We start from the raw sequence: 23,646 nt of genomic DNA, 5'->3' as shown, positions 1-23,646 counted from the left end.
CTTGCGGCCTTGCGGCCTTGCGGCCTTGCGGCCTTGCGGGCTGCACCCGGCGGTCCTGCGGTCGGCGGTCCTGCGGTCCTGCGGTCGTGCCGTCGTGCGGTCGTGCGGTCCATCAGGACTGAGGTGGGAGCGCGGGAGGTGGGGCTGAGTGCGGGCGGGTGGGGGAGGGCGGTCGACAATGGCCGTATGACGGGAACGGGCGAGCGGGCGCGGCACTGGCGGTGCGAGGCGCTGCCCGGCGTCGATCTGCTGCGGGCCCGGTACATAAGGAAGACGTTCGTGCGGCACACCCATGAGCACTTCGTGATCGCCGCCATCGCGGACGGCGTCGAGGTCTTCCACCACCGGGGCTCCGACGTGTCCGCGGGAGCGGGGGCGCTCGCGCTGGTCAACCCGGACACCCCGCACACCGGGCGGGCCGGGGTGCCCGAGGGCTGGCGGTACGGGGCGGTCTACCCGGCGCCGGACCTCGTGGCGGGGATCGCCGCCGAGACCACCGGGCTCCGGGGCACCCCCGGCTTCGTCAGTCCCGTGCTCGCCGACCCGTACGGCGTCGCCCTCGTCCACCGGGTGCTGCGCGCCGCCGACGAGGGCAACGCGCTCGCGGCCGACACCCTGCTGAGAGTGGCGGTGACCCGGTTGCTGCGGCTGAACGGCGGCCCGTTGCCGCAGCGGCAGGTCCGCACCGCAGGTGGCCGGCTCGCCGCACGCGCGCGTGCCGTGCTGGAGGAGCGGATGGCCGACCCGCCGAGCCTGGAGCGGCTCGCCGCCGACCTCGGCACCAGTCCCTTCGCGCTGCTGCGGGCGTTCCGCGACGCCTACGGCATGCCGCCGCACACCTGGCTGACCGATGCCCGGGTGCGTCGCGCCCGACTGCTGCTGGACGCGGGCACGACACCCGCCGAGGCGGCCGTCGCCGTGGGCTTCACCGACCAGCCGCACCTCAACCGCCACTTCGCCCGGATCGTCGGCGTCCCGCCGGGCGCCTACCAGCGCGAGCGCAAGAACGTACAAGACGTGCCGGACGGCCGTCCGTAGCGTCCTGTCCGTGGCACAACAGACAGCACCCGCAGACATACGCACCGAAGGCGGACCGAAGCCGGACTCCGCCGTCGTCCGGGACGCCCTCGGGGTCGGGGTCGCCGTAGGACTCTCCGGGTTCGCCTTCGGGGTGACCTCGGCCGGCAGCGGGCTCGGCCTGCTCCAGACCTGCGCGTTCAGCCTCCTGGTGTTCACCGGCGCCTCCCAGTTCGCTCTGGTGGGCGCGCTCGCGGCCGGCGGCAACCCGCTCACCGCGGCGGCCGGCGCCTTCTTCCTGGGGGTGCGCAACGCGTTCTACGGGCTGCGCCTGTCGCAGGTACTGGCCCTCCCGCGCGCGGTGCGGCCGTTCGCAGCCCAGTGGGTGATCGACGAGACCACCGCGGTCACCCTGGCCCAGCCGACCCGGCGCGCCGCCCGGATCGGCTTCACCGTCACCGGGCTCAGCCTGTACGTGCTGTGGAACCTCACCACCTTCCTCGGGGCGCTCGGTGCCAAGGCCGTCGGGGACACCGGCGCCTGGGGCCTGGACGCGGCCGGACCTGCCGTCTTCCTGGCCCTGCTCGCCCCCATGCTGAAGACCACGACCGACCGCGCGGTCGCCGCCCTCGCCGTGCTGCTGGGGCTCGGCCTGTTGCCCGTGCTGCCGGCCGGGGTGCCGGTCCTGGCGGCCGCGCTGGCGGCACCGGCCGCCCTGTTCGTCTCCGGCCGCCGGTCCGGCCGCGGCCGGACCCGCGACGAGGCGCCCGAGGAGACGCGGTGAACTTCTGGATCGCGATCGGCGTGACCGCCCTCGGCTGCTACGCCGTCAAGCTCGCCGGGCTGCTGGTGCCCGCGGGGCTGCTGGAGAGGCCAGTGGTGCGACGGCTGGCCGCCCTGCTGCCCGTGGCGCTGCTCGCGGCCCTCACCGCCCAGCAGACGTTCGCCGACGGGCACGCGCTTGTGCTGGACGCCCGGGCCGCGGGGCTCGGGGCGGCCGCGGTGGCGCTGGTGCTGCGCGCGCCCTTCCTGGCCGTGGTCGGGGTCGCCGTGGTGGTCACGGCGGGGCTGCGCGCCATCACCGGCTGAGACGTCCGCACCCGGCTCGCGGCACCGGCTTCCGTCAGCCCACGAGGCGGCCGTACGCCCTGAGCGTGTGCAGGGCCTCGATCGTCACCATGGGGCGGGACTCCAGGACTGCGGCCGGTGCCCACTGGCGCCAGCGGATCGGCCAGCCGCCGTCCGCCTCCTGCTCGGCGGCGAGGAAGTCGAGCGAGCGGGCCATCTCCTCGTCGGTGAACCACGCGCGCGCGAGCGAGTCCGGAGACTTCGCGAAGTCATGCGGGAAGTGGTGCTCGCGCGGGGCGTAGCCGGGCGCCACCGGGTACGCGTCCAGGCGCTCCGGGTCCAGCGCGGCCAGTCGCTGCTCGCGCACCAGGCGGCCCAGCCGGTCGGCGGCCGCCTCCGCGCGCGAGCGGTCGGGAACCGTGTCCAGGAACGCGACCGCGGCCTCGATCTCGTAGGGATGCGAGGCCTCCAGACCGTCGATCTCCTGCCAGCAGAAGTCGGTGGCCCGGAACAGCCACGCGTGCCAGACCTCGTTGCGGTGCAGCAGGCCCACCACCGGGCCGGTGGCGAGGAGCGAGCCATGGGGGTGCCCCCGGCCGGGCGTGTTCGGGGCCGGAGGAGGGTCGTCGACGACCGGGACGAACGGCGCCGCCGGATAGCCGCGCTGGCTCGGCAGGACCGCCGGCAGCGCTCCGTCCGCCGTGGAGACGGCCGTCAGATAGCGGCACACCCGCTCCACCCGCTGCCCGCCGCACCGCTCGATGGCGTCCAGGACCCGCAGCGCGCGTCCGGTGTGCAGCGGCTGGCTCACCGGGCCGCGCAGGTCGGGCTCGAGCGCGTGTCCGTAGCCGCCGTCCTCGTTGCGGTAGGCGTCCAGCGCCGTCTGCACCGGATCGGGGCCGCCGTTCAGGAAGTGGTACGAGAACAGACGCTGCTCCAGCACGCGCGCGGTGAGCCACATGAACTCTTCGGCGCGCGGGAGTGGGGAGTGCGCCGGGGGCGTAGGGGGGAGTGGGGAAGCTCCGGTTTCAGCCATGCGAAAGACCGTAGGGGGGAAAGCGGTCTCGGCAGGCGCTCCCGGGCAGGGCCCACTCTCAGGGGCGGGATGCCGGTGTCACGCGGTTGACGGTCTGCCGGCGGCGGAACCTCCGCGACCTGGGGAGACTGCCGTGCGTCCGTACTGCGGTCCGCACGGTTGTGCGGAACCTGGGCGAGCGGGTTCACCGTCCGTAGGGCATGGAGTGCGAGGGGGAACGAATGTGCCCCGCTGCCGGCGGGCTCTGGTGTTCGAGGCAGGCGAAAGGATCACGCGGATCGGGCTCGTGATCGTGGACGGACGCCGTTGCCTCCCGGACGCCGTTGCCTCCCGGACGGCGAGTGATCTTGCGGTCGCTGGAAACTGCTCCGGTGCGGAGCGATAATTTATCGCGCCTGATCTGGAGCACGTGTCATGTCTGCTGCTGAGAGAGAACCGCACAGGCCGGACCCGTCGGCCCGGTGTCCCACCGCGCCGGACCCGGGGCGCCTGCACTTCCCTGATCCCGCCCGCCTCGAACTCGACCAGGCGGTGGAGAGCCTGCTGGCCGCCGCGCACGAGGTGCGGCGCGCCCAGGACCGGATCCGCGCGCTGCTGCGCGCGGTCATGCTGGTCACCGACGAGAGCGATCCGGGCGGGGTGCTGCGGCAGCTGGTCACCTCCGCGCGCGACCTGACGGAGGCGGTCTGGGCCGCCGTGGTCCCGAGTGATGAGCCGGCTCGGCCCGACGGGATGATCCGTGCGGGACTGCAGGGCGTGGATGCCGGCCGGCTCGCCCGGATCGCGCACGGGCTGCACGCACTCCAGGGCCTCTTCGGGGACCGCGACACCGTCCGGGTGGACGACGCGGTGCGGCATCTTCCGGGTGCGCCGCCGGCCAGTGCCCTTCTCGGCTTTGTGATCCGGACCCGCCGCGGGGACGTGGCGCACCTGTACCTGGCCGACAAACACCGCCCCGGCCACCCCCCAGGGCCCTTCACCAGCGAGGACGAGGAGCTGGTACAGGTGCTGGCGTCGGCGGCCGGAAACGCCATGGACCACGCGGCGCTGCTGGAACGGACGAGGCTGCGTGAGGCATGGCGGCACGCCGACACCCAGCTCACCACGGCCGTCCCCGGCGACGCCGACTGCGACCGCGCGCTGCAGGTCATCGCCGAACAGGCCCTGCGGATCGCCGAGGCCGACGCTGCCCTGGTCAGCCTGCCGGACCATGCGCCCGGCCGCCTGGTCGTCCGTGCCGCCGCCGGCCTCGCCAGCTCCGATCTGCTCGGCCGGACGCGGTTCGTGGACGCCGCCTCGCTGACCGGCCGTGCCTATGCCACCGGACGGCCCCAGATCAGCGACGACGGCAGCGGCCCGCTCGTCCTGGGCCCAGAGCTCCCGATCGCGACGCGCCTGGGGCCGGCCATGGCCGTTCCGCTCACCGACCGCGACACACCCGTCGGCACGCTGTCCGTCGCCCGTGCCAGGACGCGCGGACGCTTCGGCGACACGGAGGTGGAACTCCTCGCGTCCTTCGCCGTCCAGGCGGCACTCACCCGGTGCCTGGCCGCACACCGAGCGGACGACGAACGGCTCCGGCACCTCCGGGACCGGGACCGCATCGGAGCGGACCTGCACGACCGCGCCGTCCACGATCTCTACGCCGTCGGCCTCGACCTGCACAGCATCGCCGGACGCCTCGACGCCGACCGGCAGCGGGCGGTACTCGACGTGGTCGACCGCATCGACGAGGTCATCAAGGACGTCACCAACACCGTCTTCGGCCTCCGGACCGGGCCCGAAAGATGAGCCGCCGCCCTCACCGGCCCGCGGTCCGACCGCGAACGCGTTCATGCCGAAGGCATGGGGCGGCCGTTCTCGCCGCCTTATGCGTACCGTCACCGAACCGGATGGGGTGAGCGATGAACGATCAGAGGGCGTCGACCGGACGGATCGTGGTCGGTGTCGACGGGTCCGAGCCGTCGAAGGCCGCCCTGCGGTGGGCGGCGCGGCAGGCTGGGTTGACGGGGGCTGTGGTCGAGGCGGTGACCGCCTGGGAGTACCCGTCGTTCTACGGCTGGGGTCCCTCCGGGTTCGACTTCGGCGACAACGCGGGTGCGGTCCTCACACAGGCGATCGACGAGGCCCTCGGTCCCGACCGCGGGGGCGAGGTCCGGCAGGTGGTCGTGTGCGGGAACCCGGCGGCCGTGCTGCTGGACGCGTCCCGGGGAGCGGAGCTGCTGGTGGTGGGGAGCCGGGGGCACGGCGGATTCACCGAGGCGCTGCTGGGCTCGGTCGGCCAGCACGTCGTCCAGCACGCCGACTGCCCGGTCGTCGTCATCCGTGGACCGGCTGACGCCACGCACGGATGAGAAGGCACCGGGAAAGGCCGGGGAAGGCCGGGGAAGGGAGAGGTCCGGCGTCCTTCGCGTGCCGAATTCCCGGCTTTGCTTCGCCGGGCAGTCGGTCAGTGCCGTCAGTACCTGGACGCAGGGTGTGGCTCAGTCCTGGCTGGTGCTCCGGTTGACCGGCTCGGGTGCGGGGCTCGGGCTGGTGGCCGCCGCGCAGTTCCTGCCGCGGCGGGCGGCCGGCGGCGGGCGGCGGGCGCTGTCGGGCGCCTCGCCCGCGGCGCCCGCGCGAAGCGCGCCGCCACCAGGGCCCGGTGCCGCGGCACCGGCGGGCCCGTACGGCGGGCTGGTCGCCGGCCGTGCCGGCAAGCGCCGTCTGATGGCCACGCAGTCCGCCTGGGCGGTCTGTCCTCGGCGCCGGGGCTGCTGACCGTCACTCCGGCCCGCACACTGCGCGGCGCCCGGGCAGTCGGCCCGTCGTGACCTGCGGTGCCGAATCGCACGTCCCGGACGAGCCTCCCGCTCGTCGGCCCGCCGGGGCATGCGGCGGCGGTGTGCGCTACCGGGCCGTGTCGTCGACGCCGTAGTCGATCATGGGCCTGACGGTGACGACGCCGTCCACGCCCTTGGCGAGCCGTTCCGCGATCTCGGCGGTGCTGCGGTTCTCGACCTCACCGCGCAGGGTGACGACACCCTCGTGCACCTGGACCTGCACTTCCGTGCCGCCCAGCCGCAGCATCCCCGCCAGCACGTCGTCCCGGATCTCCTCCCGGATCTCGTCGTCGGGGCGCAGGAAGACGCGTAGCAGGTCCGAGCGGCTGACGATGCCGATGATGCGGTCGGTGTCGTCCACGACCAGCAGCCGCCTGACCCGGTGGCGGTCCATCTCCCGGGCGGCCTGGGCGACCGGCCAGTCGGCGTGAGCGGTGACCACCGGGGTGGTCATCAGCCCGGCGGCGTTCTCCGCGCGTGCCTTGGCCCTCTCGTGGGGCCATTCGGGGGGTGCTGCCTGCTCGCCGTATTTGTCGGGCTGGTCGACCTGCTTGCGGAGCAGGTCGGTTTCCGACACCAGTCCCATCGGCGCGCCACGCGCGTCGGCCACGGGCACGGCGCTGATGCCATGGGTGGCCAGGACGGACGTGATCTCTTTGAACGGGGTGTCGGGGCGGACGGTGACGACGTCGCGTGTCATCACCTCGCCGACGGTGCTGTGCTGGGCGGGTTTCGTCGCCGGCCTGCCTTTCGAGACGGGGGTCTGAACCGTTGGGTGGGGCGGACTCGCGGCCCAGGCGACGGCGTCGTCTAGTTCGTCGTATCCGAACTGCCTCACCTCGGCCTGGACGAAGTGGTGAGCGAAGTGCGGTACGAGTCCGGCGAGCTTGCTGTCGGCCGCCAGCGCGATCCGCCCGATCCTGCGATGGTGGTCGCGGACGAAACGCACATGCCGCAGCAGGCTTCCGATGTTCTCCCAGCCCGGGAAGTCGCGGACATGCACCACGACGCCGGACAGGGCGTCGTGGGTTTCGAGCCAGCTGTCGGCGGTCTGTGCCAGTGCGTCGAAGTCCTGCGTGCGCAGGGGCTGTTCCACCTCGACCACGAGAACCTTGGACTCGGTCAGAAGCTCGTGGGACACGCCGGGCCCCTCAGGCAGCGAGACGAGCCAGCGCAGGGCCTCCTCGCGATCCTGGCCGCCGAAGACGCGTACCGGACAAGGCATCAGGAAGCTCGCGAGCCGGGTCGAGTCCCGGATCCAGCGCATGTCGGTGACGACGGCGCACCCCTCGAACAGGCGCATGGCGCCGGTCCCGGTCTTGAGGTCCTCCCATCCGGCGGCCGGGGTGAAGGACCGGAACTCCGGGCCGCACTCCCACAGGAGCCGGATGCGGCGGCCTTCCCTGCGGGCGTCATCGATGAGCGGCTCGATCACCGCCTTGTAGTCGTCCTTCGACACCGTGCCGCTCGCCTTGACCGCGTCGACCCCTGAGGGCGCGTCCTGGGCTCTTTCAAGCATGCCGTTCCTCTCTGGGCGCAGGTGCTACCCGGCCTGCCTCTGCCATCGGAATCGACTCGTATGGCTACTTTTCCTGTTTTCCAGTCTTTTTTCCTGTTGTTCCATCATGGCAAGGTGCCAAGGTCTCCGCGACCGTGTCGCACGTCGCACGTCGCGCACGTCGCACGAAGATTCGGCTCGGCCGCGAGGCGGGCGGGGCGCGATCACCACGGCCGTGAGCGAGGGCCGTGCGGCGCCCGCCCGGTCGGCTACCGCCGTCCGTACAGCCGGTCGAGGCCGATGAGTGTCACCTGTCCCTGGGCTTCGGCGGCGCGCAGGGCGGGGCTGAAGCCGGCACCGCTGTAGCAGGCCGGCCGGGCGTGGGTGATGTCCTCGCCGCGGTCGGCGAGGACGTCGAGGAGGCCGCGGAGATGTTCCAGATGGACCAGGTCCATGACCTCGTCCCAGCGGGCCAGGCCCACCGACAGCAGAGTCCCTTTGCGCACGCCCCCGTGGCCGCGTACGACCACTTCCGCCGCCACGTCCGCGCCCCCGGAGTGCGCCGGGTCGGCCACCGATCCGTGAGCCGCGGACCTGGCAGGGGCGCCGAAGACGTCAGGGCCGGCGAAGTGGAGGGCCCAGTCACGGCAGATCTGAGCGAAGTGGGACCTGGCCACCATCGAGTCGAAGCCCGGGCGGGCGTGCTTCCAGACCGCGACGGCGTCCTGCTGTGCCAGAGCCGACCGATGAGGTCGTACGACCGCGTGCTCGAAGGCCAGCAGCGGCTCGGCCACGCACAGCCTGACGAGGCTGGGCCGGAACGCGTCGGGCTCGCTGTGCAGCAGGCCGTGTTCCCGCAGCAGCCCGAGGCAGCGCGCGGTGTCGGTCAGGGGAGCACCGAGGCAGTCCGCGACCTGGCCCTGGGTCGCGCAGCCCGTGGCGACGGCGGAGAGCGCGGAGTGGCACAGGGCGCGGTCCTTGTGGTCGGTCTCCTCCTGCAGCAGGTGGTACGCCTCGCGGTACAGGGGCCGGCCGGGATTGAGCACGGTTCTGCACACCCAGGCGTCGAAGTCCTCCCGCCCGGTGGGGCTGTCCTCGTGGACGTAGGCGTGCCGGTAGGCGGGCGTTCCGCCGACGACGGCGTGCACGAGCAGCGCGAGGGCGGGGTCGTCGATGTCCCAGAAGCATGCCGCCCGGCGGTAGTCGAACGGGCGCAGGGTGAGGTGCAGATCGCTCAGTTCGTGCAGCGGGGAGGCGGTACTGAACAGCCGGTGCATCAGGGGCAGGGAGCTGCCGCTCAGCAGGAGACGGGCCCGGCCGGGGCGGCCGCCGTCGTGGCGCCGGTAGACGCCGTGCAGGACGGAGGGAAGCGAGGGGCTCTGCCGAACCAGGTCGGGGAACTCATCGATGACGATGGGCGTCGGGCACCGGTCCCCGAGCGCCAGGAGGTCGTCGACGGCGTCCTCCCAGCCGTGCCAGTGCGGTGCGCAGGAATCGTTCGTGTACCGGGCGAACTCGCCGGCGAGGTGGCTCAGCGACTCGGCCTGCGTCCCCTGCTGCGCCCCGAAGTAGAAGCCGCCCAGCGCGCTGGTGAGCGCCTCCAGCAAGTACGTCTTGCCCTGGCGAAGCCGCCCGCTGACCACCCCGAGGCGGACCTCGGGCCGGCGGTCACAGGCGAAGGCGACGAGTTCCTGCCACTCGGCGTCCCGGTCGAAGACCTTGTGCGGCTTGCCCGGTGGAGGGATGTCGGACGACGACGGCACGGCCAGCTTCCCCTCGTTCGGCGGTGCTTCCCTTCCCAGTACAACGCCGGACGCCCTGCCCCGCGACACGCGCCCGGGATTACCGAGGACTGGGATTGCTGCGGACTGGGATGATGAGAGGTGCCGCTCGGCACGGGCTCCTGTCGCGGGCGTGGGGAGGTGTCGGCCGCCCGTGTCTGCGGGCGATGGACGCCGGGCTCACACCCGAGTACGGCGAATGGGGGCGGGAGGGGCGCACCTATGTCCTGGCCGACGCCGTGGACCGACACCCACGCACGTGACGGCGTCGGCGCTGAGGCGTCCGTGGCCGAGGCGGCACACGGAGCCGTGCTGCGACGGATCGGGCCGGTGTGACCGGAGGTCTCGCCCCGGCGAGCGGTCGCCCGGGCGCTGACCGTCGTACGTCCGTGGGGAACGGGCCAGGCCCTGGTCCTCCGTCAGTTGGTCACCGACACCTTCGGCCTCGACCGAATGGAGGACGCCTACGAGGTGTTCCGCACGCGGCACCGCCCACAGGAGCCCTCAAAGTCGTGCTTCACCGAGAGTGATTCACGTATCCGTCGAAGTTCAGGCGGCCACGCAGACAGCCTCGACGAAATGGCCCACCTGTTTTTCCGGCAGGCGGCGTGCGAGGTCCGCCTCGCTGATCATGCCTACCAGGCGGTGGTTCTCGATGACCGGCAGCCGCCGGATCCTGTGCTCCTGCATGACCTGGAGGACCCGGCCGCTGTCGGTGTCCGCGTCGACCGTGACCGGCTTGCCCTGTTCGAGCTGGCCCGCGGTCATGCTCCGGGGGTCCCTGCCCTTGGCGAGACACTTCACGACGATGTCACGGTCGGTGATGATCCCGTGCAGACGATCGTCCTCCCCGCAGATCGGCAGGGCCCCGACGTCCAGCTCTTTCATTCTGCGCGCTGCGGCTTCCAGAGTCTCGTTCTCCTGGATGCAGGTGGCGCCGGCGTGCATGATGTCCCGCGCGGTGGTCATGACTGCTTCCTTCCGATGGGGCCGATGGGGGTGCGTTCTCCGCCGGCGGCGGATGCTCGTCGGCGGCCGGGTGTCCGCTCGCATCGGACCGGCTGGGCGCTCGCGCAGCAGACCGCCTCCGACACCGTGCCGATGCGGTTGTTCTGTTCGTCGGCGACCGGGACCCCTGCGACCGGCCGCCGCGGCGTCCCGTCCCGGCTGGTCAGCCCGGACGGACACCCTGCTGGCCACGTGCGGCGAATGTACTGCCCGCTGTCTCGTGCCGCAGGTCAGGCGGTCGGCTGGAGAAGCAAGGCGCGGATGTCGTGCGGGAGTTGTTCCAGCGCCGCTTCCAGGTGCCCGGGCGAGACGTGCTTGCGTACGACGCTGGTGACCGCAGCGGCGATCCGGGGGACGTCCTCGGCGCTGACCTTGGCTTCCTGGACGAAGCGGTCCACGTACCCCTGGCGGTCGTACTTGACCGGTACGGCACTGGGGTCCCAGCCGTCGTAGTAGGCGCCGCGCACCAGTTCGGGCAGTTGCGCGGCGAAGTTGGCGGTCACATCGACGGTGAGCCGGTCGCGGAGCGTGTGCAGCCAGGTGCGCAGGATCCGGTGGGCGAGGTGGCGGTCCTCCGTGTCCAGGGCTTCCGACACCGCTTTGAGCCAGATGTTCGCGCTGTGGATGGAGTGCTCGAAGTCAGGGGGGTGTGTGGGGGGCATGGATCTTCCCTTCCGGTCGGTCCGCGGGAAGGACGTGCTGCGCGGGTGCCGAGAAACCTCGTCCACACCTGCGAGGCTGACTTTGTTCAGAAGCGGCGGGATCGCGGCACAGGCCCGGTGGCGTCCGGTCGGGCACCAACGGCGCCGCTGTGGCTTCTCTTTCCCTGCCCAGGGCTCCATGCTAAGGCGGGCGGGGCCGGTTGGCAGCCCCACCCGGCACCCGGCACCCAGCACCCGGCACCCGGCACCCAGCACCCAGCACCCGGCACCCAGCACCCGGCACCGTGCGGCCGTGCGCCCAGGGCCATGCGCTTGGCCGGCCCGGCGTCCGGCGGAGTCCGGTCGGCTCCTCTTGGCGCGGGCTTCCCACCTCGTCGCTGTCCGGGCCGCTTCGGCATGTCCGGTTCAGGGCAAGGAGGTTGATCAGCCGGGGACGGGCACGCTGGCCGTGCGCGCAGGCCCGATGAGCGCAAGTGTGGAGAGGGGGACATACGCGGCAAGGAGGCTGCCATGAAGCGATCGGCACCACAGCAGGCTCCCGAGATCCAGGTGGAGACCCAGGGGCAGATGCCGCCAGGAGCCATCGAGTACGCACAGGAGAAGGTACGGGCGCTCACCGGCCGCACGCGGGAGCCGGTTCTGTTCGCCCGCGTCAAGCTGACCCGCATGGCCAACCCCGCCATGGAGCGGCCGGCGATCGCGCAGGCCAATATGGACGTCAACGGGCGTCCGGCTCGCGCGCATGTGGCCGCCACGACTGTGACCGAGGCCGTCGACCTGCTGCAGGACCGGCTCGGCGCACGGCTGGAACGTCTCGAACAGCACTGGGAGGCACGGCGCGGCAGGACGCCCGCGCCGGGCTCGCACGAGTGGCGGCACGGCAGCGAGCCCACCCACCGCCCGGACCACTTCCCGCGCCCGGCCGAGGACCGGCAGGTCGTGCGGCACAAGTCCTACTCGCTGGCCTGGGAGACGCCCGACGAGGCGGCCTTCGAGCTGGAGACGATGGACTACGACTTCCACCTCTTCACCGACATCGGCACCGGAGAGGACAGCGTGCTGTACCGGTCGGGCCCGACGGGCTACCGCCTCGCCCAGGTGCGCCCGCACCCCGAGCTGGTCGGCCCGGCGGCCGTGCCGCTGACCTTGAGCGAGCTTCCCGCTCCCCGGATGAACGTGGCCGAGGCGAAGGAGCGGCTGGACCTTGCGGGATTCCCGTTCGTGTTCTTCGCCGACGCCGCCACCGGACGGGGAAACGTCCTCTACCACCGCTACGACGGCCACTACGGCCTGATCTCACCGGTCGAGTAGCGGCCCCGCCACCCGAGGGCCGCGCCCAGGCGGGAGGCCCGGCCCCGGGGCCGATGACGTGCCTCCCCGCGTTCAGAACCGGGCCTCCCCGTGAGGTGCCGGGGCCGTGTGGCCGGTGAACCGGTCACGGGCTTGCCGGGTCGGGAGTGATCATGAAACTTTCCTTCCTCGAACCTCTCTACACGCAACGCGGTCCTTTCGCGTCCGTCTATCTGGACACGTCCCGTGACGGCGCCATCGAGGATCCCGATGCCGCGGTGCAACTGCGCTGGCGGCGTCTTCGGGAGGCGCTGATGGCCGAGGGAGCGGACCGGGACTCCATCACCGCGGTGGCGGGCACCGTGGGCGGCGACGCGGACGTTCCCGGCACGCACGGCCGGGCTGTCTTCACCGCCCACGGACACCTGGCCCTGCTGGACGAGTTGCCCGCACCGCCCACACGGGACACCGCGCACTTCGGCACGCTGCCGGACACCATGCCGCTGATCGTGCAGCACGCGCCCGGGATCCCGTACCTGGCGGTGCACGTGCACTACGGCGGCCGGCACTCGACGGACGCCGTCGGCACCGTACGGATCGAGGCCGAGGCGGGTTTGTGGCCCCTGACCAGGGTCACGCCGGGACACCGCGTGGACCAGGAGATCCCGGTGGCCGACTGGACCCGTGCCGCCGGAGAGGTCGGCCGAGAGCTGGAAGGACACGCACGGCGCATCGACGTCGAGACGGTGTTCGTCGCCGGAGACGTCTGGGCCCGCGGCATCCTCGTCCGCCGGCTACCGGCGGCCCTGCGCGGGCGGGTCACCACCGTGGACGGCGCCGGCGAGTCCGAGCCCGGCCGGGCCCTGATGGAGCAGTGCCTCGAACGCCTCTTCACCGGGCGCATGGCCGCGCACGACCGGGCACTGCTGGACGCCTTCCTCGCCGAGCGTGCCCGCGGCGGAGCGTTCGCGGAAGGTCTCGCCCCCGCCGTGTCGGAGCTGCAACGCGGCAGGGTCAAGGCCCTCTTCCTCAACGACCACCCCGAGTCGCCGTTGCGTCTGTGGGCCGGCCCGGAACCTGGTCAACTCGCCCTCGCCGAAGAGGAACTGCGCTCCTACGGAATACGGGAGATCAGCGAAGAGCGCGCCGACACGGCCCTGGCTCGCGCGGTCGTCGGCACGCGGGCCGAGCTGGTCGTGGTGCCCGAGCAGGAGCTGAGGCTGAGCGAGGGCGTGGGCGTACTGCTGCGCTACACCGATCCCCGCCTCCCGTGAGCGAACGGACTTCCGAGAAGCGGCAACACTTCGCCCCGAGCCTCAGCGCGCGTTGTCGAGCACCGGTGCGCCGAGCTGCCGGGCAGCGGCGCGCCAGGCCCGGGTCAGCGCGCTGTGCGTCATGGCGAGTGCCTGGGCCTGGGTCTGTCCGCTGTCCAAGCGCAGGGGAGCGCCGACGTACACGCGCAGTCGTGGACGGCGCAACGGGGCGGTGAGCAGCCGGGCCACCTGTTCGAAGGGGCTGCCGGATGTCAGCGCGCGGGCTCCGGCCTGGCCTACCGGCACGATCTGGGCGCCGGTGGCGCGCGCGAGGTGGAAGAGGCCCGGGTGAAAGGGCCGGGGCGGAGCCTCGCGGACGCCCTTGCGATGGGGGAGCCCGCCTTCCGGGTAGAGCAGGACGGACCGGCCCGCGGCCAGTGCGGCTTGCGCTTCTCGCAGGGCCTGGGCGGCCCGCGGGTCGTGGCGGTGCACGGGGATGTGCCCCTCGCGGGTCAGGGCGCGGCCGAGCAGGGGGACGCGCCACAGCCCGGCGGCTGCCAGCACGATGGGCTCGGTGCCGAGGCGGCGCAGCGCGGCGAGGACGATCGCGGGGTCACTGAGCGAGGTGTGGTTGGCGATGACGATGCTGCCTGCGACCGGTCCAGAACCGGTCTCCGTGGTGATGTCCAGGCGGCCGAAGACCGGCACTACGGCGGTTGCGAGGCGACTGAGCACAGCGGCACCCCCAGGGCGGCGACAACCGGAGGCTGCTCTTGTCGTTGCGTGGGGCGAGCACTCCGTGATCACCCTATGCCGCGCGTGCCGCTCCGGTCGGCTGTCCCGGCCCCTTGCCGCCCGGCCCGGGGACTCCATTCGGCGTCAGTCGGCCGCGCGGCCGCGCTCGCCATGTGCTCCTGAGGCGCGCCGGGCCGTCGGGCAACAGTGGTTCGCCGTGCGCCCGGTCGTCCCGGCAGCGTTCTGCCAGGCGGGTTCTCCGTCCCGCGGGGCGCCCACGGACTACGGCGCCCGCTGCCGCGCCGACGGGCCGTCCCGGCGAGGCGGTGGTAGGCGGGCGGCCGACGAATGCGCCGTCGCAGGATGCCGGCCCGGCCCGGCCACGCGTACCGCCCTTCAGGACGGCATCGGGTGCGAGACCGGTCGGCCGCTGCGAAAAGCGCGATCGACGTCCTCGCCGGTGGGCTTCTGCCGCGTGAACACGTCCTGCCCCACCACAGTGGACTCCCACGCCTCCACCGTGGCGGAACGGGTCAGCAGCCACGTGCTGAGGATGCGTTCCGGGTCGGCCAGGAACTGGCCGCTCCAACTCGTGACCGAGCCCACGTTGCCGTGCTCGTTGCGCCAGGCGACCGTCCAGCCGAGAGCGATGCCGTTCCCCGGGCTCGCAGGCCCGTCATGGCGCCCGGTGAGCAGGTACGTCCCCGGCGTGTGTCCCACGGCGGTCACGTACTGCCCGCTGACGGTCCCTTCGGGGTCCATCTCCAGGTGCATTTGTGAACCGAACTCGTTGTACCACTCTCCGTCAATGGGCATGGTCTTCCCTCTACTCGCTCGCGCCTGCGGCAGCACGGGCCGGAACCGCCCCTGCCTCCCTGCGGTGACCGCCACCGTAATGCCAAATACGCGGATGAATCCGACAGGCGTGCCGGAGGCTGGGAAGAGGGACGGGCTGTCGTGGACCTCAGGCTGCGCCGGGACGGGCGGGCAGCGTTGCCGAGGTCGGCCCCCTCGCTAGCCCTTGAGGACGCCCAGCGGCACCAGGCGCGCTACCAGGCGCCCCAGGTTGTTGTGTTCGCTGGCCCGGACGACGGCGTCGACGTCCTTGTACGCCTCGGGCGCTTCCTCGATCACGCTGCGCCAGGAGGCGGGCCGCACCCAGACCCCCGCACCGGCCAGTTCGAGGCGCAACTGCCGGGCGGACGTCTCACGGTGGGCGCGGTGCCGGCTCCAGACGCGGCCCGCGCCGTGGCAGCAGGAGTCGAACGCCCGGTTGCCGGTGCTGCCGGTCATGACATACGAGGCGGTGCCCATCGTGCCGGGCACGAACACCGGCTGGCCGAAGCGGCGCAGGGCGTCCGGCAGGTCGGCGTGGCCCGGCGGCAGCGCCCGGGTGGCGCCCTTGCGGTGGACACACAGCAGCGCCCGGGCGCCGTCATGGGGGTGGGTCTCCAGCTTGGCCAGGTTGTGCGAGACGTCGTAGAGCAGATCGAGCCCCGAGCCGGTCAGCTGCAGGAACACCTGGCGGGCCGCGTCGGCGAGCAGCTGGCGGTTGGCGCGGGCGTAGTTCGCGGCCGCTGCCATCGCGCCCAGGTAGGCGCGGCCTTCGGGCGAGTCGACGGGCGCGCAGGCGAGTTGCGCGTCGGGTACGTCGATGCCGTAGTGCCGCATCGCGGCGTCCATGACCCGCACGTGGTCGGAGCAGATCTGGTGGCCCAGTCCGCGTGAGCCACAGTGGATCATGACGCACACCAGGCCGGGCCGCAGGCCGAACGCCCGTGCGCAGGTCTCGTCGTACACGGTGTCGACCGCCTGGATCTCCAGGAAGTGGTTGGCCGAGCCCAGGCTGCCGACCTGCCCGGCGCCACGGTCCAGCGCGCGTTCGGCGACCTGGGCGGGGTCGGCGTCACCGACGGCTCCGCCGTCCTCGCACCGCTCCAGGTCGCGCGGCACCCCGTGGCCCTGTTCGACCGCGTACCGGGCGCCGCCGCGCAGGATCTCGCGCAGCTGTGCCCGGCCCGTCAGGTCCCAGAGTCCGCCGCGCCCGAGCCCGCGTGGGATCAGGCCGTCCAGCCGGTCCATCAGCGCGGGCAGCCGGTGCCGCAGGACGGTGCGGTCGACGTGCGCGGTGAGCAGGCGCACCCCGCAGGAGATGTCGAAGCCCACCCCGCCCGGCGAGATGACGCCGCCGCCCGCGACTTCGGTGGCGGCCACACCGCCGATGGGGAAGCCGTAGCCCCAGTGGATGTCGGGCATGGCGTACGAGGCGCGGACGATGGCCGGAAGCGTGGCCACATTGGCCACCTGGGCGAGGGCCTGGTCACCCGGCTCGTTCGGCAGCAGCTCCCGTGGGGCGAGGACCACGCCGGGTACGCGCATGGCGCCGGTCTGTTCGATGCGGAACCGCCAGGGTCCGTCTGCCATGAGCCGGATGTCCATGTCGGTTCGGCCTCCTCGGAGAGGCGTCCCGGCACCGGAGCCGGGACGGGCGTCACACATCGAGCGTGACTCGGCACGCCCACCCGTGCGCGTCCCGGGCCAGCCGCAGGCCGTGCAGTGCGACGGCCTTGGGCACGGCCCCGGTCTGCGTGGCCGCCGAGCTGTCGGCCATCGTGAACCGCACCCGCACGCCGTCCGGTTCCGGCGTCACCGTGACGTCCACCGGGAGTTCGTCCGCCGCGTCCATGCGGTAGACGACTTCCTCGAGCACGGCGACCAGGAGCCGGCTGTCGTCCTCGGCCGCCACCACACACTCCCGCGTCCCGTGGGAGGCGCCGGCGGGCAGTTCGGCGAAGCTGCCGACCATGCCCCGCACCGCCTCGGCGATGCACTCCTCACGTGTCGGTGCCCAGGCCTCGACCCGCAGATCACCGGTGTGCGGCACCCTCCGGTGACCGCGCAGCGAATGCCCGGGCCCGGTGGTCATGGCCGTCCGGAGACCCGGCCGGTCGGGCCGACGCGCGTCCCGGCACGCAGGATCATGGCTGGCGCGTTCCTGTCGCGTGGTGCAGGGGGCGTGCGGCCGCCGTTCGACCGGCCGCCTCACGCGGTCGCGCGGGTGCGGTTCGAGCGTCGGCCGTGCGGACCCCTCGGTCGCCTCCCTGCGGGAGCGGTGGTTCAGCCCTCGATCTCGATGTGACGGGGCTTGGCCGCCTGGGCCTTGGGAACGGCGACGGTGAGAATGCCGTCGGCAAGGGTGGCGTGCACCTCCTCGGCCTTCACCTCGGTGGGCAGCAGCGCCCGGTACTCGAAGCGCCCGGTGCGGCGCGTGGCGCGACGCAGTACGCCTTCCCGTTCGCTTTCCTTCAGCTCCCCGGTGATGTGCAGTTCCCGTCCGCTGACCTCGACGTTGACGTCCTCGCGTTTGACGCCGGGCAGTTCGCACTCGATCTTGTACGCTTCGTCGGTCTCGCTCAGGTCGGCCAACGGCGCCCAGGCCATGGGCTCGGCCCAGGACGGTGCGGCGGACTCCAGGAACCGGTTCATGCGCTCGAAGAACTCGTCGAACTCGGCGGCTATCGGCGGGTAGGCCCGCTCCAGCATGCTGCCGTGCCGGTGTCGTGCGGGCAGAGTCATGAGGCTCACCTCCGCGGATGTGGACTCGAAAAGCCGTGTGACCCTCTTGCTCTCCATCATGAGCGGCGGCGGCCCGGTCTGCGACTCGCACCGGCGCGGCACGGACGCGGCGGGAAGGCGCGCATCGGCGGCCGAAGGCCAGTGCGGCGGCGCCGGGGGCAGGGCGGGCCGGGCAGCGCCACCCGCCAGGAGCCTCGGGCTCGGGGGTACGGTCTCGCCTCGTCGCTGCCCGGCGTGCGCCCGTAACCGCGGCAGCCACTCGCCCGCACACACCGGCAGGACGACGGACACCCGCACACACGGGCAGGACGACGGGCAGGCGGCGGCGGGAGCGACACCCTGGCGCGGCCTCGCCCGGCCGGAGTCCGGACGCGAGGGACGGCTCCGCGGCGTACGCGGCGTACGCACGCGCACCGGGAGCCGGTGAGCCGGTCGCCTCCCTCGCCCGCCGGCTCGGGTTCCCCGGCCCTGGCTTTACCCTGCGTACATGGACGCACCGCATGCCCGCCGCCGGCATGCGAGGTCGCGCCGCCATGGATGCTTGGGTGGGCGGGGAGGCGGACTCCCTGAACCCCCTGACGTCGTGCGGGGGCGTGAAGGGCGGTAAGCGTGCAGGTCATGGCGGGTATGGAGCGGAATTCATGCGGTTGACGGTCTTCTGGCAGCGGATGGCGGAACACTTCGGTGCCGGGTACGCCGACACCTTCGCGCGCGATCATGTGATGACGGAGCTCGGCGGACTGACGGTGCACGAGGCGCTGGACGCCGGCTGGGACGCGAAGGACGTGTGGCGTGTGGTCTGCACGGTCATGAACGTTCCGGGAGAGAAGCGCTGACCGTGCGCGAAGATCGGATACGGCCCACGCGTTGTCAGTGGCGTGCGCGAGAATTGCCCCGTGGCAGCCACTGACGAGGACGGGCGGACCGCCCAGGACGCATCCCCGGTCGACACGACGCCGCGCGCCGGGGCGCCGGCCGCCGGCGTCGCGGTACCGGGCGCCCGCATGCCACGCTGGCTGCCGCGCGCCATGGTGCTGGCGCTCGCCCTCGTCGCCGCCTTCCAACTGGGCAGCTGGGCGTTCCACCAGCTCACCGGCCTGTTGATCAACATCCTCATCGCGTTCTTCCTGGCGCTGGCCATCGAGCCCCCGGTGAGCCGGATGGCCTCCCGCGGCATGCGCCGCGGCTTCGCGACCTTCCTGGTCTTCCTCGGCCTGGCGATCGCCGTCGCGGGCTTCGTCACCCTGCTCGGCTCGATGCTCGCCGGACAGATCAACAAGATCGTCGAAGACTTCCCGGACTACCTGGACTCGGTCATCAACTGGGTCAACGAGACCTTCCACAGCCACCTGAGACGGGTCGACGTCCAGGAGGGCCTGCTGCACTCCGACTGGCTGCGCAAGTACGCGCAGAACAGCGCGGCCGGCGTGCTCGACGTCTCCGGGCAGGTGCTCGGCGGTCTGTTCCAACTGCTGACGATCACCCTGTTCGCCTTCTACTTCGCCGCCGACGGCCCCCGGCTGCGCCGCACCCTGTGCTCCGTGCTGCCGCCCGCCCGCCAGGCCGAGGTGCTGCGCGCCTGGGAGATCGCGGTCGACAAGACCGGCGGCTATCTGTACTCGCGCGGTGTGATGGCGCTGATCTCCGGCATCGCCCACTACATCCTGCTGGAGGCCCTGGGCGTGCCGTACGCGCCCGTGCTGGGCGTCTGGGTGGGGCTGGTCTCGCAGTTCATCCCCACCATCGGCACCTATCTCGCGGGTGCGCTGCCGATGCTGATCGCGTTCACCGTCAACCCCCTGTACGCGGTGTGGGTGCTGGTGTTCGTCGTGGTCTACCAGCAGTTCGAGAACTACGTGCTCCAGCCCAAGCTGACCTCCAAGTCGGTCGACATCCACCCGGCGGTCGCCTTCGGCTCGGTCATCGCGGGCACCGCGCTCCTCGGCGCGGTCGGCGCACTGGTCGCCATCCCGGCGGTCGCCACGCTCCAGGCGTTCCTGAGCGCCTATGTGAAGCGTTACGACGTCACGGACGACCCGCGGGTGCACGGCCACCGCCGGCGCGGCAGGGGCGGTCCCGGGCTGCTCACGCGCGTGCGGCGGCTGATATGGCAGCGGCCCCCCGGGGAATCCGGGGACAGCCCGTCCTGACGGCCGCCGCTAACGGTAGGTGAGCACCGCCCACACCCCGGCCGCGGCCACCGCCGCCGCGTAGCAGCCCACCGCCGCGGCCACGACCCGCCACCGGGTCTCCTCGCTCCACGTGGTGCGGGACAGCAGCCAGGCCAGAGCCGGCAGGACCAGCACCGCGTGCAGGCTGACGCCGTGCAGCGGCTTGAGCGGGGCCGTCGACCCGTACGCCGCCGCCTGGTGCCCGCTCCGGACGAGCACCACCCCGCGCGCGATCATCGCCGCTCCCGCGGCCAGCGCCACCAGCAGGATCGCGAACCCGGAGCGCACCGCGAGCGCCATGCCCGCGGGGCCTGACGGCCGCCGCCGGAAGGACGCCACCGCGAAGACGGTGAGCAGCGCCACCAGGACCCCGCCGCCCACCGCGAGCACCATGGACACCGCCGTGTCGAACGGCGTCCCCATGTCGAGGTGCGAGGGCACCCGCCGCCACGCCTGCAGCGTGATCCCGCCGACCTCCACCACACAGTCGGCGGCGAACACGAGGAGCAGGACGGTCCGCAGCCGCTCCCCGATCCTCAGATACGAGGTGACCCAGGTGACCGCGATCAGCGTCAGCCCGAAGGAGAGCCCGAACGTGACGGGCTTGCGCCAGGAGACCGGGCCGTACCAGGGGCCGCCGTCGACCGCGAACACCACCAGATGCGCCAGGCCGGACAGGACGAGGAGCGCACCGGTCGTGTGACACAGACGCTCGGCGGGGCGCACCTCGTCCGGCGGGTTCGCCGGTGGCTTCCGGGGCGGACTCTTCAGGGAGGAGGACATGCGCTCAGCCTCCCGGGGGCCGTCCGCGCGGTCGTCGTCCGGCCGAAGACACCCGCGGTACGCCTCGCGGAGTAGGGGGATCAGGAGACCGTGGCGGCCGGCGGGATCCACCGCCGGGTGCGGGGCACGGTGCCTTGTACTCCGTAGTCCTTCTTGAGGTGTTCGGGGATGGCGTAGTGCATGACGCGGCCCCGCGTGAGCGAGGACAGTTCGAGGACGGTGGTGAGGTGGCCGAGGCGGTCCAGGGCCCACGCGCCCAGCGGGGAGCGGTCCTCGATGGTCTCCAGGACGCCGAGGAGATGCGGTACGGCCTTGACGACGGTGTCCCACGGGGTGCGCGGCACCGCCAGCCAGTCGGCGCAGGTGTCGCCGACCAGATGGCGGATCAGCGCCGAGACGACCGGGTCGAAGAAGGTGCCGGGGACGACCTCCTCGTAGAGGTCGATGAGCTGCCGGGTCAGGACCACGCCCTCCTCGGATGGGCCCATGTACCGGACCATGTACAGATCGAGGAAGGCGCGCGCCTCTTCGAGGGTCTTCGGGACGGCCTCCTGGTCCACGCCGAGCATGGCGCCCACCACCCGCCACGCGTAGTAGTACGCCTGCGCGCCCTCCGTGGACAGGTGGACGCCCAGCCGGTGCAGGCTGTCGAGGACCAGCAGAGAGAAGAACATCTGCCCGCCGATCATGTCCTCCTGGCAGATCGGCGTGCCCAGCGCCTCGGTGTCCCAGCGGTTCTCACGCCTGAGGTGATGCCGGATGGAGGCGTGCAGCAGGCGCACCTTCTGGGCGGCCGGGATGAAGCGGCTGCCTGCCTCGAAGGCGCCGGGCTGCATGAGGTACACCGTGAACTGACCGGTCTCCGCCATGCGCTTGGACGGGTACCGCAGCCCGTGGGTGGCCGACAGCAGCTGCGCCACGCGCGGGACGACGTAACAGGCGGGCATGGCGGCGAAGGACAGCGCGGTCGAGATGTGCACGTTGTTGTCGATGAAGAACAGCCGGGCCTTCTCCATCTCGCCCCAGTCCACCCAGGACGGCGGCATCCGGGTGGCCTCCAGGTACTCCCGCGCGACGTCGGGCAGCCCGTCCGGCAGCGGGGCGCCGGCGGTGGAGACGTACCGCATGAGGGTGTTGAACGTGCCCACCTCCCCGCGTTCGAAGAGCGCGGCGACCGTGGCGTCGGCGAGTTCGTCACCGGCGTGCCGCAGGGTGTCCATCGAGGCCTCGGTGCAGGTCACGGCAGAACTCCTTGTCGTCGCGGGTGCCCTCCGGGCCACCCGTGGGGGGGCAGGACAGTCAGGACAGGCGGACCGCGGCCGAGTGGGCCAGCGAGGTCAGGGCGCCGGCGGCGGGAGCCGGCACGTCCAGTTCGTGGAGAGCGTCGAGTGCTTCCGCGACCCGCGCGCCGATCATGTGCTCGATCCGGTCGGGTGCTCCGAGCCGGCACATCACCTCGCGGACCGCGTCCAGGCCGTCCGCGTCCAGATCCGGGCTGCCGAGCAACGCGCCCAGCCGCTCCCGGTCGTCGGCACGGGCGAGCCGCCAGGTCTCCGCGAGCAGGGCGGTGGGCCGGTGGCCGCGTACGTCGTCGGCGTTGGCCTTGCCGGTGTGCTCCGGTGCCCCGAACAGGCCGAGCAGGTCGTCGCGGAGCTGGAAGGCCTCGCCCAGCGGCAGTCCGTACGCGGAGTACCCCTCGCGCAGCCGCTCGCCGGCCCCGGCCAGGGCGCCGCCGATCAGCAGGGGCTGCTCGACCGTGTACTTCGCGGTCTTGTAGCGGATCACCTTCAGCGAGGCCGAGGTGTCCGGACCGGCTCCGGTGCGCAGGATCTCCAGGCACTCGCCCGCGATCAGCTCCCGGGCCAGCACCGACCACAGGGGCCGGGCGCGGGCGAGGTAGGCGGCGGGCAGCCCGCAGGTCGCGAACAGCTGTCCGGCCAGCGACATCAGCAGATCGCCCACCAGCATCGCCAGCGACCGCGCGGTGGCCTCGGCGCGCGGACGGTCTCGTACGGCGGTGCGCAGGGCGAGATGCGGGGTGGGGCGCCCGTGCCGCAGCGGGCTGTCGTCGATCAGGTCGTCGTGTACGACGGCGGCGGCGTGCACGAGCTCCATGGAGGCCGCCGCCCGCACCAGCGCGGCGCTGTCCGGCTGGCCCGCCGCGCGCCAGCCCCAGTAGCAGAAAGCCGCCCGCAGCCGTTTGCCGTCCGCGGCCGCCGCCTCCAGTTGCTCGGCCACCGGGCTCAGGAGCGGGTCGACCGCGGCGAACAGGTCGGCCTCCTCGGCGACGAACCGGCGCAGCACCTCGTCGACGCGGTTCTTGAAGGCGGTCGGATCCCACCGGTCAGTCATCGGCGGTGGTCCGTCGGGCGAGGGCGTGCCGGGCGAGGATCTCCAGATGGGCCGGGGGCACGGCCGCGTACCGGTCCAGCACCAGGCGTCCCCGCGCGGTGAGGTCGTGCTCCGCCTCCGCCGCCAGCGCACCGGCGTCCGAGCGGCGCAGCAGCCCCCGTAACGTCCCGAAGGCGGTGCCCACCGTGCTCACCGCCAGGTCGGCCAGCCCCGCCGCCAGCAGCACGGCCTGCTCGTCCAGACCGCGTCGTCCCGTCTCATGTGTCATGCGCTCTCCCACCCGCAGCACCACAGGGCGGCGCCGCTCCCCGGCCGCCTCTTCGAGCATCGCGGCAGCGCGGGCGGGGCATGCGGAAACTCACGATCGGGTGAACGCCTTGCGGGGTGGTGCGGGGTTCCGTGCCGCGGTCCCGCCTCCGGCTGCCGCCCCCCGGCGCGCCGCGCGCTCCCGCCCGCGGGCCGCGTACGCCCGCCTCCCGGCGCCGGCCGTCCCCGCCTCGCGCCCCGTCCCCGCCTCGCGCTCCGTCCCCGCGCTCAGTGGGTGAGCGGTGGGTGAGCACCCTGCGGGGAAGTGGCGGGAGTACCGGGTGGTGC

General features: G+C 72.7%; 24 protein-coding genes. 10 read left to right on the top strand and 14 right to left on the bottom strand.

The genetic code is table 11. The annotated features are described in order from the left end of the window. Positions 1-186 precede the first annotated feature (186 nt). From LQ326_RS16505 to LQ326_RS16495, 3 genes are read left to right on the top strand one after another with little or no spacing between them, the layout of a single operon-like run. Positions 187-1,038 (top strand): AraC family transcriptional regulator, encoded by an 852-nt coding sequence (locus LQ326_RS16505; RefSeq protein WP_308401938.1) that lies wholly within the window; start codon positions 187-189, stop codon positions 1,036-1,038. Between the two features lie 10 nt (positions 1,039-1,048). Next, a complete protein-coding gene (locus tag LQ326_RS16500; RefSeq protein WP_234537315.1) occupies positions 1,049-1,801 on the top strand; it encodes an AzlC family ABC transporter permease in 753 nt (250 codons plus the stop codon). Beyond that, on the top strand, positions 1,798-2,106 hold the full coding sequence (locus LQ326_RS16495) for an AzlD domain-containing protein (protein WP_234537313.1): 309 nt from the start codon (positions 1,798-1,800) through the stop codon (positions 2,104-2,106). Before LQ326_RS16500 ends, LQ326_RS16495 begins: the two co-directional genes overlap by 4 nt. A gap of 34 nt (positions 2,107-2,140) precedes the next feature. Here the strand turns inward: LQ326_RS16495 and LQ326_RS16490 are convergent, their stop codons facing one another. Then, a complete protein-coding gene (locus LQ326_RS16490; protein WP_234537311.1) occupies positions 2,141-3,121 on the bottom strand; it encodes a hypothetical protein in 981 nt (326 codons plus the stop codon). Positions 3,122-3,535: 414 nt separating this feature from the next. Between LQ326_RS16490 and LQ326_RS16485 the strand changes: the two genes are divergently transcribed. The 3 genes from LQ326_RS16485 to LQ326_RS16475 all read left to right on the top strand — a co-directional run bounded on the left by LQ326_RS16485 (position 3,536) and on the right by LQ326_RS16475 (position 5,881). Then, entirely contained in the window at positions 3,536-4,912 is a 1,377-nt protein-coding gene (locus tag LQ326_RS16485; RefSeq protein ID WP_234537309.1) for a GAF domain-containing protein, read from the top strand. Between the two features lie 113 nt (positions 4,913-5,025). Then, positions 5,026-5,475: a universal stress protein gene (locus LQ326_RS16480; RefSeq protein WP_234537307.1), complete on the top strand. Its 450-nt coding sequence runs from the start codon at positions 5,026-5,028 to the stop codon at positions 5,473-5,475. 124 nt (positions 5,476-5,599) lie between these two features. Then, positions 5,600-5,881 (top strand): hypothetical protein, encoded by a 282-nt coding sequence (locus LQ326_RS16475; protein WP_234537305.1) that lies wholly within the window; start codon positions 5,600-5,602, stop codon positions 5,879-5,881. Positions 5,882-6,010: 129 nt separating this feature from the next. Here the strand turns inward: LQ326_RS16475 and LQ326_RS48315 are convergent, their stop codons facing one another. From LQ326_RS48315 to LQ326_RS16450, 4 genes are all read right to left on the bottom strand, one after another. Continuing rightward, complete coding sequence (locus LQ326_RS48315) at positions 6,011-7,462, bottom strand: STAS/SEC14 domain-containing protein (protein WP_308401937.1); 1,452 nt, start codon at positions 7,460-7,462, stop codon at positions 6,011-6,013. Between the two features lie 248 nt (positions 7,463-7,710). Further along, entirely contained in the window at positions 7,711-9,204 is a 1,494-nt protein-coding gene (locus LQ326_RS16460) for an AAA family ATPase (RefSeq protein ID WP_234537304.1), read from the bottom strand. A gap of 567 nt (positions 9,205-9,771) precedes the next feature. After that, positions 9,772-10,191: a CBS domain-containing protein gene (locus tag LQ326_RS16455; RefSeq protein ID WP_234537302.1), complete on the bottom strand. Its 420-nt coding sequence runs from the start codon at positions 10,189-10,191 to the stop codon at positions 9,772-9,774. 269 nt (positions 10,192-10,460) lie between these two features. Beyond that, the gene (locus LQ326_RS16450; RefSeq protein WP_234537300.1) at positions 10,461-10,892 is read right to left on the bottom strand and encodes a DUF2267 domain-containing protein; all 432 of its coding nucleotides are present in this window, start codon (positions 10,890-10,892) and stop codon (positions 10,461-10,463) included. 510 nt (positions 10,893-11,402) lie between these two features. Here LQ326_RS16450 and LQ326_RS16445 point away from each other — a divergent pair. Together LQ326_RS16445 and LQ326_RS16440 are read left to right on the top strand one after the other, a co-directional pair. Next, positions 11,403-12,203 (top strand): sigma 54 modulation/S30EA ribosomal C-terminal domain-containing protein, encoded by an 801-nt coding sequence (locus LQ326_RS16445; RefSeq protein WP_234537297.1) that lies wholly within the window; start codon positions 11,403-11,405, stop codon positions 12,201-12,203. A gap of 152 nt (positions 12,204-12,355) precedes the next feature. After that, positions 12,356-13,456 carry a baeRF2 domain-containing protein gene (locus LQ326_RS16440; protein ID WP_234537293.1) on the top strand — a complete coding sequence of 367 codons (1,101 nt, stop codon included), beginning with the start codon at positions 12,356-12,358 and terminating at the stop codon, positions 13,454-13,456. A gap of 42 nt (positions 13,457-13,498) precedes the next feature. Here the strand turns inward: LQ326_RS16440 and LQ326_RS16435 are convergent, their stop codons facing one another. From LQ326_RS16435 to LQ326_RS16415, 5 genes are all read right to left on the bottom strand, one after another. Beyond that, positions 13,499-14,170 carry a lysophospholipid acyltransferase family protein gene (locus LQ326_RS16435; protein ID WP_234537290.1) on the bottom strand — a complete coding sequence of 224 codons (672 nt, stop codon included), beginning with the start codon at positions 14,168-14,170 and terminating at the stop codon, positions 13,499-13,501. A 396-nt stretch (positions 14,171-14,566) separates the two neighbouring features. Then, entirely contained in the window at positions 14,567-14,986 is a 420-nt protein-coding gene (locus LQ326_RS16430) for an avidin/streptavidin family protein (protein WP_234537287.1), read from the bottom strand. A gap of 198 nt (positions 14,987-15,184) precedes the next feature. Continuing rightward, positions 15,185-16,594 carry an RtcB family protein gene (locus LQ326_RS16425; protein ID WP_308401936.1) on the bottom strand — a complete coding sequence of 470 codons (1,410 nt, stop codon included), beginning with the start codon at positions 16,592-16,594 and terminating at the stop codon, positions 15,185-15,187. Between the two features lie 67 nt (positions 16,595-16,661). Further along, positions 16,662-17,096 carry an archease gene (locus LQ326_RS16420; RefSeq protein WP_234537284.1) on the bottom strand — a complete coding sequence of 145 codons (435 nt, stop codon included), beginning with the start codon at positions 17,094-17,096 and terminating at the stop codon, positions 16,662-16,664. Between the two features lie 191 nt (positions 17,097-17,287). Beyond that, complete coding sequence (locus LQ326_RS16415; RefSeq protein ID WP_234537280.1) at positions 17,288-17,746, bottom strand: Hsp20/alpha crystallin family protein; 459 nt, start codon at positions 17,744-17,746, stop codon at positions 17,288-17,290. Between the two features lie 641 nt (positions 17,747-18,387). On the opposite strand from LQ326_RS16415, the gene LQ326_RS16410 reads away from it, so the two are divergent. Both LQ326_RS16410 and LQ326_RS16405 read left to right on the top strand, forming a co-directional pair. After that, on the top strand, positions 18,388-18,582 hold the full coding sequence (locus LQ326_RS16410) for a DUF3046 domain-containing protein (protein ID WP_234537278.1): 195 nt from the start codon (positions 18,388-18,390) through the stop codon (positions 18,580-18,582). A 60-nt stretch (positions 18,583-18,642) separates the two neighbouring features. Beyond that, positions 18,643-19,896, top strand: a complete 1,254-nt coding sequence (locus LQ326_RS16405; protein ID WP_234537275.1) for an AI-2E family transporter — start codon at positions 18,643-18,645, stop codon at positions 19,894-19,896. A gap of 9 nt (positions 19,897-19,905) precedes the next feature. Here LQ326_RS16405 and LQ326_RS16400 read toward each other — a convergent pair whose 3' ends face one another. From LQ326_RS16400 to LQ326_RS16385, 4 genes are all read right to left on the bottom strand, one after another. Continuing rightward, complete coding sequence (locus tag LQ326_RS16400) at positions 19,906-20,700, bottom strand: hypothetical protein (RefSeq protein WP_234537273.1); 795 nt, start codon at positions 20,698-20,700, stop codon at positions 19,906-19,908. Between the two features lie 80 nt (positions 20,701-20,780). After that, positions 20,781-21,941 (bottom strand): oxygenase MpaB family protein, encoded by a 1,161-nt coding sequence (locus LQ326_RS16395; RefSeq protein ID WP_234537271.1) that lies wholly within the window; start codon positions 21,939-21,941, stop codon positions 20,781-20,783. Positions 21,942-21,999: 58 nt separating this feature from the next. Then, positions 22,000-23,052, bottom strand: a complete 1,053-nt coding sequence (locus LQ326_RS16390; RefSeq protein ID WP_234537269.1) for a polyprenyl synthetase family protein — start codon at positions 23,050-23,052, stop codon at positions 22,000-22,002. Continuing rightward, positions 23,045-23,320 (bottom strand): polyprenyl synthetase, encoded by a 276-nt coding sequence (locus LQ326_RS16385; RefSeq protein ID WP_234537267.1) that lies wholly within the window; start codon positions 23,318-23,320, stop codon positions 23,045-23,047. The genes LQ326_RS16390 and LQ326_RS16385 overlap by 8 nt, the downstream gene beginning before the upstream one ends. Positions 23,321-23,646: the final 326 nt, after the last annotated feature.

Source organism: Streptomyces shenzhenensis (assembly GCF_021462265.1).
In the GTDB taxonomy this organism is placed as follows: domain Bacteria; phylum Actinomycetota; class Actinomycetes; order Streptomycetales; family Streptomycetaceae; genus Streptomyces; species Streptomyces shenzhenensis.
The sequence above is the reverse complement of the archived record's forward strand: the minus strand, read 5'-3'. Positions and strand labels throughout refer to the sequence as shown.